Origin of the sequence: Cnuella takakiae (assembly GCF_001953305.1) — a bacterium.
Taxonomy (GTDB): Bacteria; Bacteroidota; Bacteroidia; order Chitinophagales; family Chitinophagaceae; genus Flavisolibacter; species Flavisolibacter takakiae.
On the sequence record NZ_MTFE01000010.1, the window covers coordinates 347,438 to 356,326 of the forward strand.

9 protein-coding genes are annotated in these 8,889 nt (G+C 52.3%); 1 reads left to right on the forward strand and 8 read right to left on the reverse strand.

Going from position 1 to position 8,889, the window contains the following annotated elements:
- Positions 1 to 28: 28 nt before the first annotated feature.
- The 8 genes from BUE76_RS01825 to BUE76_RS01860 all read right to left on the reverse strand — a co-directional run bounded on the left by BUE76_RS01825 (position 29) and on the right by BUE76_RS01860 (position 7,101).
- Positions 29 to 1,174 (reverse strand): serine hydrolase domain-containing protein, encoded by a 1,146-nt coding sequence (locus BUE76_RS01825; RefSeq protein ID WP_073048105.1) that lies wholly within the window; start codon positions 1,172 to 1,174, stop codon positions 29 to 31.
- Positions 1,175 to 1,288: 114 nt separating this feature from the next.
- The gene (locus tag BUE76_RS01830; protein ID WP_073047916.1) at positions 1,289 to 1,771 is read right to left on the reverse strand and encodes a hypothetical protein; all 483 of its coding nucleotides are present in this window, start codon (positions 1,769 to 1,771) and stop codon (positions 1,289 to 1,291) included.
- Between the two features lie 12 nt (positions 1,772 to 1,783).
- Positions 1,784 to 2,176, reverse strand: a complete 393-nt coding sequence (locus BUE76_RS01835) for a hypothetical protein (RefSeq protein ID WP_073047919.1) — start codon at positions 2,174 to 2,176, stop codon at positions 1,784 to 1,786.
- Between the two features lie 85 nt (positions 2,177 to 2,261).
- Complete coding sequence (locus tag BUE76_RS01840) at positions 2,262 to 2,615, reverse strand: hypothetical protein (protein ID WP_073047922.1); 354 nt, start codon at positions 2,613 to 2,615, stop codon at positions 2,262 to 2,264.
- A 471-nt stretch (positions 2,616 to 3,086) separates the two neighbouring features.
- A complete protein-coding gene (locus tag BUE76_RS01845) occupies positions 3,087 to 4,154 on the reverse strand; it encodes a glycerophosphodiester phosphodiesterase (protein ID WP_073047925.1) in 1,068 nt (355 codons plus the stop codon).
- Between the two features lie 284 nt (positions 4,155 to 4,438).
- Positions 4,439 to 4,687, reverse strand: coding sequence for a hypothetical protein (locus BUE76_RS01850; protein ID WP_073047928.1), 249 nt, complete (start codon positions 4,685 to 4,687; stop codon positions 4,439 to 4,441).
- 482 nt (positions 4,688 to 5,169) lie between these two features.
- Positions 5,170 to 5,583 (reverse strand): hypothetical protein, encoded by a 414-nt coding sequence (locus BUE76_RS01855; protein WP_073047930.1) that lies wholly within the window; start codon positions 5,581 to 5,583, stop codon positions 5,170 to 5,172.
- Positions 5,584 to 5,754: 171 nt separating this feature from the next.
- Positions 5,755 to 7,101 (reverse strand): ammonium transporter, encoded by a 1,347-nt coding sequence (locus tag BUE76_RS01860; protein WP_073047933.1) that lies wholly within the window; start codon positions 7,099 to 7,101, stop codon positions 5,755 to 5,757.
- Positions 7,102 to 7,480: 379 nt separating this feature from the next.
- Here BUE76_RS01860 and BUE76_RS01870 point away from each other — a divergent pair, with 379 nt between their 5' ends.
- Positions 7,481 to 8,776: an NAD(P)/FAD-dependent oxidoreductase gene (locus BUE76_RS01870; RefSeq protein WP_073047940.1), complete on the forward strand. Its 1,296-nt coding sequence runs from the start codon at positions 7,481 to 7,483 to the stop codon at positions 8,774 to 8,776.
- Positions 8,777 to 8,889 lie beyond the last annotated feature (113 nt).

An 8,889-nucleotide genomic window follows, 5' to 3' on the forward strand; every position in this document is an offset into this window, starting at 1 on the left:
AAGAAACCAAAAACCAAAAACCAAAAACCTACCTCACCGCCGCTTCCACTCTTTTCACCAACTCCCCCAACTGCGATGGCTCCAGCCAGCGGGTAACAATGAGCAGGTCGTTGGCTTCATCGATGACGATGTAGTTGCCGCCAAAGCCGGCCGCAAACCAGATGTTTTTGGAAACGCCTTTGAGTTCTTCGGCGGCATTGGTCCACCAGAGCAGGCTGTAGGATGGATTGGCTTTGGAAGGCTCGTGCGCCATTTTCACCCATTGCTCCGATACCAGTTGTTTGCCTTTCCATTTGCCTTTGCGCAAGAACAATAATCCAAAGCGTGCCTGGTCCCAGGTGTTGATGAAGAGGCCGCCACCAAAATGACCGCCGCCACTCACGCTTTGTACCATCTGTCCGTCCATGTTTACAAAGGAATTGTCGTAACCATACCAGCGCCAGGTGGTGGAGGCGCCGATGGGGTCCATGATCTTTTCCTTGAGCACCTGCGGCAGGGGCTTGCGCCATACCTGAAGCAGCGAATAGGCGAGTACGTTCACACGGGCATCGTTGTATTCGTAGGTGGAGCCGGGTTCAAGGAGCTTGCGGGCCTTCCAGTCGTCGATGCCACCGGTGCGGGGCGGACGGTCGCTCCAGTCGCACACCTCAAACTGGCAGCCGCTCCAGTCGGAGGTCTGGTCCAGCAGGTGGCGCCAGGTGATTTTGCTGTTGTGGTTGCCTTCAAACGTATTGTCCCACACATATCGGTTTACGGGTTCTTCGATGCTGCCGATGAGGCGCTGGTCAACAGCAAGACCAGCAACAGTGCTGAGATAACTCTTGGTGGCGCTGAAGGTCATGTCCACGCGGCCAGGGTCGCCCCACTGCGCAACGATGTATCCACCCTTGATGATGAGGCCTGCGGGGCCGCCGCGTTGTTTCATCGGGCCAAGGATTTTATAACCGGGTTCGTTGGCATAGGAGCGCATATTGGCGATGCGCAGGTCGCGGTCAATTGTGGCTTCGTTACGTTGGGCAAAGGCCACGGCGCTGTCGAGGGCAGTGGCATCCAGCTTTAGCTCGGCGGGTTTGCGGCTTTGCCAAGCGGTATCGGGGAAATAGGGTTGTTGGGCAAGTGCAGGCGTGCTACATAACCAGCAGGCAAAAGACAGGAAAAGAAAGGATTTGAACATGGTATTTAAAATGGGAAAATACAAAGGCTGCTGCGGTACACCTAACAGGTTTTGGAAGGTCGCGGAAGAAGGCACCAAACAACCATTTACTTTTTTAACCTGCTTACCGCTTCATCAAAAGCTATAACTGCCATTCAACCGGGCAGAAGGGTAGTTGAATTCCTTACTATCGATATGGTACTGGTGGCAAAAGGCCCTGACCGACTCCTCTGTTTGACTGTCGCTGCCGTAAGGGTTATAGCCTTCCGGCAAACTGGTACACGCCACTCCCTTGTCGAAGAAATAGGTATGGCGGCCAATGTTCACCGAACACAGCGTGTCAAAGCGCACCGACTCGGTCATTGCAATATGCAGCAACGCATCGATCAACTTTTGCGCATAGTAGGGTTGTTTGAAATAATTCTGCCCATCGTAGGGCTGGCGGATATAGGCACGCCGCTGTACCATGCGGATACCTGCGGCTTTTGTGTTGCAGTAAAAGTGCGTGAACAACCGGTCTTCGGCGGTATTGCGAATGATGTAAACAGGAATGTACAATGCCTTGCCAGGCTGGTAATACAACCGGAAGGCGGGCTCGCCCAGTTTTGTGATCTTCATGTTTCCAGTTTTTTATAACCAACGCATATGATCCTCCAGGTGCACCAGCGCCTGCAGGTAAGTATCTCCCTGTCGCATACATAGTTTTAGATGAGCAGCGTCGATGCCGGGATGTGTGGCCACCTGTACCTGTTCTTCAAAAGTGAGTAAGCGCGGTATGGGCAGCAGGGTACGCATGATCCATTTGCGCATCGGCTCCGGCCCTTCCATATAGGGTTTGAGTACTTGTTGGTAGTAGGCGGGATTCAGTTCGGAAGCCATCAGCCTTACCTCACTGGCATAGCGGCGCAGGATGAAGTTGAAGCGCTGACCCTCTTGTACGCCGATGGGGCCGCCGTTGCGGATGGCCGCTTCCAGGAACCGGAGATCGCTGGTACGCTGGCAATGTTTTGGTTTTTGTTTCACGGGTGTTTAGTTGGGTGGTGGTACGGTACACCTAACAGGTCTTTAAGACCTGTTAGGTGTGATTCTTGGAACCGGTTAGGTGTGCCTAGTTCCATTTTGCCTGCTCTTCCAAAATCGGTTCCAACCAGTGCAATACGCGATCGCGCTTTTCTTCTTCCGCTTTGTTCCGGGGTGGAAAGGCCAATATCTTTTTAAGGTTGCTGGAAGCGCCTACCAGGATCACATTGGCTGCCTGCCGGCACCTGATATGATAACTGAGCACATCTCCACTATGGCTGTCATAGGTTTCCGCAAAATACTTCAGGGCATACCATGGATAGAGGCAGCTCAGGTCAGCCAGCAGTTTGGCATCGGGATGGTGTTCATCGCAGCCCTGGGTGATGATGGATTGCAAACGATCGAGGTCCTGTTGTTTCTTGCTAAGCGTTTGTTCTTGCATGTTGTCTGTGTTTTTTGAGTGATGCACCACACAGCAACAGAAGTAGGGAAAGGAAGGTAGTAGTGTTGTTCAAGCTTTTGGTCACCTTCGCAAGACCCGCATACTGCTCCACCGTTAGCCTGGGGCCCGGTTGGCATTCCTGCACGATGGCAGGAAACTCCTGATGCTGAAAATTTACAGGGCAAAGAAAGGGAAAGCCTGTGCTATTGCCAAAAGAGGTTTGTTAAAATAATTGATGAGTGATGAGTAAGGAGTGATCAGTGATGAGTGAGGAGTGGTGAATAGTGAGCTGAAGCTCATAGGGGCTGCAAGCTGTTAGCTACAAGCTGCAAGGACCCCTGTTTCTTACGTTGCAATATAGCAGGTGCCTTCCTTTAGCGCTTTACCTTAAAAGCTTTGCGCCTTTGCGTCTTTGCGTGAAAACATTGCTCGCAAAGACGCAAAGGCGCAAAAGGAATAGGATATGGTGTGCTACCTCTGAGATGCTGCTGCAAGGGGTTTGTTCCCTACCAACTGCAACATCAATTCGGGTTCGTTGGTGGTAATGAAATCAACGCCCTGCTGCAACAGGTCCTGCATCATGGCCTTATCATTCACGGTCCATACGTTTACCGTGATGCCGCTCTTTTTGGCATCGGCAATCCAGCTGCTGTTCTTTTGCAATACACTGTAGTGGTAATCGAGTCCATAGAACTTTTCGGCGGCAAGGGCTTCCGGCGTTTTGTCGCCATTGAGGTAGGCCACTTTAGCATAGGGTGCCAGGCGCATTACTTCCTTGCACACGTCGTAGTCGAAGCTGATATAGTCGATCCATGCCTGTGCCTGCAGCTGCTCTACCAGGGCCACTACTTTTTGCGTCAGCAAAATAGAGTTGGCCTTGCCTGCTGAAGAGGCTTTGATCTCGAGGATCAGTTTGGTTTTGTTCTGGTCCAGGCCACCCTTCAGAAAGGTTTCCAGGGTAGGCAGTTGCTCACCATGCGACAGCTTGATGGCAGTGAGTACCGCAACAGGTGTTTCGGCAATGGTATAGCCGCCGATCCTGGGGTCGTGGCTGATCACCGGTACGCCATCTGATGACAGGTGCACATCAAACTCGCTACCGGCGCAACCCATACGGATGGCCTGTTGCAGGGATGCTACCGAGTTCTCGGCAACACCCGTGTTCTTGAAAGCACCGCGGTGGGCAATCACTTTATTGCGGATGAAATTGTCGCGTACAATACGGAAGGTATCGGTATAGTTTGCGTTGGTGGTGCGCACCTGCACCACGGCATCAATCCAAGGCGTGGCGGTATCCAGCTTTTTGGGTTGCAGTTCCAGCCGGTTGGCCTTAACCCGCAGGTAAGCAGCACCTGCACCCAGTAGTTTTATGGTCTTTATTTTCTCACCTGTGGTTGTTTGCACCATCCCTATTTCGGGTTGCCCGCTGCTGAAGGTATAGTTGGACAGGTACAGGGGGGCAGGTTCGGGTTTTTGGGCAAGCACTGTTTGGGAACAACAAAATTGAAGCAGTCCGGCTAAGTAAAGAAATCGGGTCATAAAGAAAAGGGTTGAATCACGAAAAACAGGTTCCTTACAAGAGATGCCTTTACAGCTCCCTTTGGAGCCGGAAAGCTAATACAACGAAACATGCACCTGCGCTCCTGCTGCATTATGAAGTGGTTAAGAAATGGAAGCTTGTGTTGCCGGAGACCATGGACGATGGACCATAGACCATGGTACATCGTCCATGGTCCATGATCTATCAACAAAAAAGGTGCGCAGCAACAGCCGCACACCTTCTATCGCTTACGGGTCGTAAAAGATAGCATTACGGTTTGCCTTTAGAAAAGGTCTACCGAGTACACAAGGCTTTTGCGCAGGGGCAGGCGTTCGCCGGCATCCATATAGCCGTTGGGGGTATCCAGTTCGGTAGCCAGCTCCACAAAAAACCAGTCGTGGTCTTCGGCCACCAGGGTGGCAATTACCTTACCCCGGCGTGCGTGGTTGAACTGGTACACATCACCCCAGTTCAGGGTTTGGTTGGTAAACGACTGCTCCTCCAGTATTCCTTGTTCATTGATGGTTAACATAGCCGCATGTTTAGGTGTAGGATTGTATGCAAAAAAACAGCCGCAGTTTTCGTTCCTGAAATTGGCGCGATACAGCCGCCAAAGGGAAGCAAACGCGGTATTTGCAATAGAAACTTACACATTTTCCGGGCAGAAAAACAAGGGGTAAACAAGAATTTGGGGCGGAAAACCAGCGCCGTTCGCATTATGTTTTAAAATATAAGTATCACTGTAGCCCATCCATATAAAACGCCCATCTGTTCCTTTTTTATTCGACCCCCTGCTGCTAAAAAGCACCTGTTTTTTAGCGCTAAGACTTCATTTTTTGACAACCCGGACGGCTGTTAACTTTTGGGAAATTTTTTCCCTAAGGAAGCAGGAGCAGTGGAAATTCTGGCAAAAGGATAGGCATAGCAACTACCAAAGCAGCAATACCAACAACAGATGACAGCAAGCGGCAGCAGGGCCCTTATCATTTGGCGCCTGTTGCCCCCTTGTTCCTGTTAGTTCATTTTGATCTTCCAGATCCAGCGGCCTTTATCCCGGTAAAACCTAACGGTACCACCATAGCCATTCAGGTCGATCAAACCAGTTTGCTGGTAGGCCTGTTCGTCGCGGATATGCCCGCTGAAGGAAAACAACAGTTCCGCGCGGCTTCGGGCACGAAAGCGCACATCGCGGTAGGGAAAGCCCCTGAAAGCGGCTTCAAACCGCGCATCCCGGGCCACAAACTGCTCCCTGCTTGCAGGCCAGTTGCCATACAGTTGGCGATAAACAAGGATCTCTTCAAGCAAAGAAACCGGGGGCTTGGCCCGCTGCTGTTGCTGGCGGGAATGCGGCCGGTAAATGAACTGGGAACAACCGGCAATGCCGGACAGTAAGATAATGATGGACAAATAGCGCAATAGCAGGGTCATAGCAGTAGGGAGGATGGAGGATGGACCACTGACGATGGACGACGGACGACAAGTTTGAAGCAATTTATGCAAAACAAAACCGGCGGTGTAGATCCCGCCGGTTTTTAATACCTATGCCTTTTTGATTACCAACTTTCTTTTCTAAAAACAAACCAGCAACCGGAAACCCAATCACGCCCGCATCGATACCTGCTCGCCGTGCTGGGTAATATCCAGACCCTGTATTTCCTCGTCCTTACTTACTCGCAGGGGTGAGATGAGGTCGGTGATCTTGAGCAATGCAAAGGCCCCTACAAAAGAAAAGGCTACCACGATGCCCAGTCCTGCCAGGTGCGCCAGGAAGAGCTTTGTTTCGCCATACAGCAAACCATTGCCGGTGGTGTTGGCGGGGTTCACGGTTTGGTGGGCGAAAATGCCGGTAAAGAGCATGCCCACCATGGCGCCTACGCCGTGGCAGGGAAAAACATCCAGGGTATCGTCGATGCTGGTTTTGGCCGTCCAGGCCACTACCATATTGGAGATGATGCTGGTGGCCGTGCCGATGAAAATGGAGTGGGCAATGGTAACAAAACCTGCCGAAGGGGTAATGGCCACCAGTCCTACCACCGCACCAATACTGAAACCCAGCGCAGAGGGCTTCTTGCCCTTGAAAGCATCAAACAGTATCCAGGCCATGCCGGCTGCGGCAGCCGATGTATTGGTAGTGGCCAGTGCCGATGCGGCTACATCGTTGGCACCTACCGCACTGCCGGCATTGAAGCCAAACCAGCCAAACCAAAGCAGGCCCGTGCCGGTAAGCACAAAGGGTATATTGGAGGGGTTGAGGTGCAGCTGTCCCTGTTTGCGGTTGCGCAGGTAAATGGCCGCCGCCAGTGCCGAGCAGCCCGCCGAAATATGCACTACGGTGCCGCCGGCAAAATCGAGTACCCCCATCTTGAAGAGGATGCCGTCGGGGTGCCAGGTCCAGTGGGCGATGGGTGCGTAAATAAGCATGCTGAACAGGCAGGCAAAAAGAATATAGGAGGTAAAGCGGATGCGTTCGGAAAAAGAGCCGGTGATAAGGGCGGGTGAGATCACGGCAAACTTGAGCTGGAAAAAGGCAAAGAGCACCAGGGGAACGGTAGATGCCAGGGGCCAGGGTTTGCTTTCCAGCACGCCGCGGAACATAAAATAGGTACGCGGGTCGCCAATGATACCGCCGATGCTGTCGCCAAAGGCCAGGCTAAAGCCCACCACGATCCACAACACGCTGATCACGCCCATGCAGATAAAGCTCTGGAGCATGGTGGAAATGACGTTGCGGGTGCTTACCATGCCACCATAAAAAAGCGCCAGCCCGGGCGTCATCAGCAGCACCAGTCCTGCCGAGCAGAGCATCCAAGCCACATCGCCGGCCACAATGCCGTCCTTTACCATCGGTGCTTTGGGAACACCCGGGTACACAACACCCAGCAGGGAAACCAGCAGGAGCAGGAAAAAAGGTACGGCCGAAAGGCGGGGAGCATTTTTCGTTGGCACAGCAAATGATTTTTACAAGAAATAGTTGGTTTTCTTAAACAAGCGCCCAAAGATGACTAAAAAAGATAGATATTTTTTAAAAAACTTCGACCAATACTGAATTAAGTAAGTCAAAACAGACTGTTTTATATAAATCATCTCTTTTTTACATACATGAAACCCAGGATGGTTTGTACCCCGGCGCTCAGCGGAATTGGCGAACTTTACAAAACCTGCCACCCACGCGTTCCCCGCAACTGCCCTTTGCTGAAAACAACCCCATCGCCCTGCTTTGGCCTGCACATGGGGTTGCGGCAACAGGCAGGCAGGATATTTTATATATGTACCAGGGGCCAGCTTGTTGTGGCAGGCTTTCCCAAATTGAACGAAAACAGAAGCAATGAATCAAAAGACGAGCAAAAAGAAGGTGGTCATTGTTGGTGGCGGCTTTGCCGGCCTCAATATGGCCAAGAAGCTTACCAGGGACGCCCGCTTTGAAGTGGTGGTGGTTGACCAGAACAACTATCATTTCTTTCCGCCCCTGCTGTACCAGGTATCCACTGCCTTTATCGAGGCCTCCAATATCAGTCACCCGTTCCGCCGCCTGTTCCAGAACCGGCCCAATGTGCGTTTTCACCTGGGCTCGCTGTTGCGGGTAGTGCCCGAAACCAATACGCTGGAAACAGATACCGGCGCCATCCCCTACGATTACCTGATCCTGGCCATGGGTACCGAAACCAATTATTTCGGGATGCAGAATGTAAAAGAGCATGCGCTGCCCATGAAAAGCATCGACGATGCCCTGAACCTGCGCAACCACCTGTTGCTGAACATGGAAAAGGCGGTGCGCACCAATGATATGGATGAAAGGGAGCGGCTGCAAAACATCGTGATTGCCGGTGGCGGTCCTACAGGTGTGGAGATTGCAGGCATGCTGGCCGAAATGGGCCGCAACATTGTGGCTAAAGACTATCCCGAGATCCGCAACTTCCGTGGCAAGATCTACCTGGTGGATGCCGGCGCTACCCTGCTGGGCCCCATGAGTAAAAAGTCGCAGGGCGAGGCCCTGCAGGTGTTGCAGGATTTTGGCGTCCAGATTGTGCTGAATACCGCGGTAAAAGATTTTGTAGACGAAAAAGTATTGCTGGCCAACGGCCAGGAAATACCCACCGCTACCCTTATCTGGGCTTCGGGTGTTATTGCCCGCGATGTACCGGGACTGCCCAAGGAGGCTTTTACCCGTGGCCGACGCCTGCTGGTGGATGGCTTCAACAAGGTGCAGGGTTATACCAACATCTTTGCCATCGGCGACCAGGCCTATATGACCGCCGACCCGGCCTTCCCGAACAGCCACCCGCAGGTGGCACAGCCTGCCATTCAGCAGGGCAAGCTGCTGGCAGCCAACCTTACCCGGCTGGAGCGCAACGAAACCCTGAAGGAGTTCCGCTACAACGATAAAGGCAATATGGCCATCATTGCCAAGTACAAGGCCGTTGCCGACCTGCCCAAGCTGTTCTTCAAAGGTTTCTTTGCCTGGATGGTATGGCTCTTTATCCATATCATCCCGCTGGTGGGCTTCCGCAACAAGGTGCAGTTATTCTTTAGCTGGATGTATGCCTTTATCACCAACGACCCCACGCTGCGCCTGATCATCAGGCCGAGGGAGGAGGATAAAAGGGTGATTGGGAAGGTGTAGGTTGGAAGCTACAAGCTTATAGCTACAAGCTGCAAGCCACTATACACTGGCTATTGGTAGTAGGATAGAAGACAACTCATACAAAGGCCCGGAACGATGTTCCGGGCCTTTTT

Bases quoted from the DNA above. Each gene is read 5' to 3' on its own strand.
- BUE76_RS01870 (WP_073047940.1), top strand. From the start codon at position 7,481: ATGAATCAAAAGACGAGCAAAAAGAAGGTGGTCATTGTTGGTGGCGGC.
- BUE76_RS01845 (WP_073047925.1), bottom strand. From the start codon at position 4,154: ATGACCCGATTTCTTTACTTAGCCGGACTGCTTCAATTTTGTTGTTCC.
- BUE76_RS01830 (WP_073047916.1), bottom strand. From the start codon at position 1,771: ATGAAGATCACAAAACTGGGCGAGCCCGCCTTCCGGTTGTATTACCAG.
- BUE76_RS01840 (WP_073047922.1), bottom strand. From the start codon at position 2,615: ATGCAAGAACAAACGCTTAGCAAGAAACAACAGGACCTCGATCGTTTG.
- BUE76_RS01855 (WP_073047930.1), bottom strand. From the start codon at position 5,583: ATGACCCTGCTATTGCGCTATTTGTCCATCATTATCTTACTGTCCGGC.
- BUE76_RS01850 (WP_073047928.1), bottom strand. From the start codon at position 4,687: ATGTTAACCATCAATGAACAAGGAATACTGGAGGAGCAGTCGTTTACC.
- BUE76_RS01825 (WP_073048105.1), bottom strand. From the start codon at position 1,174: ATGTTCAAATCCTTTCTTTTCCTGTCTTTTGCCTGCTGGTTATGTAGC.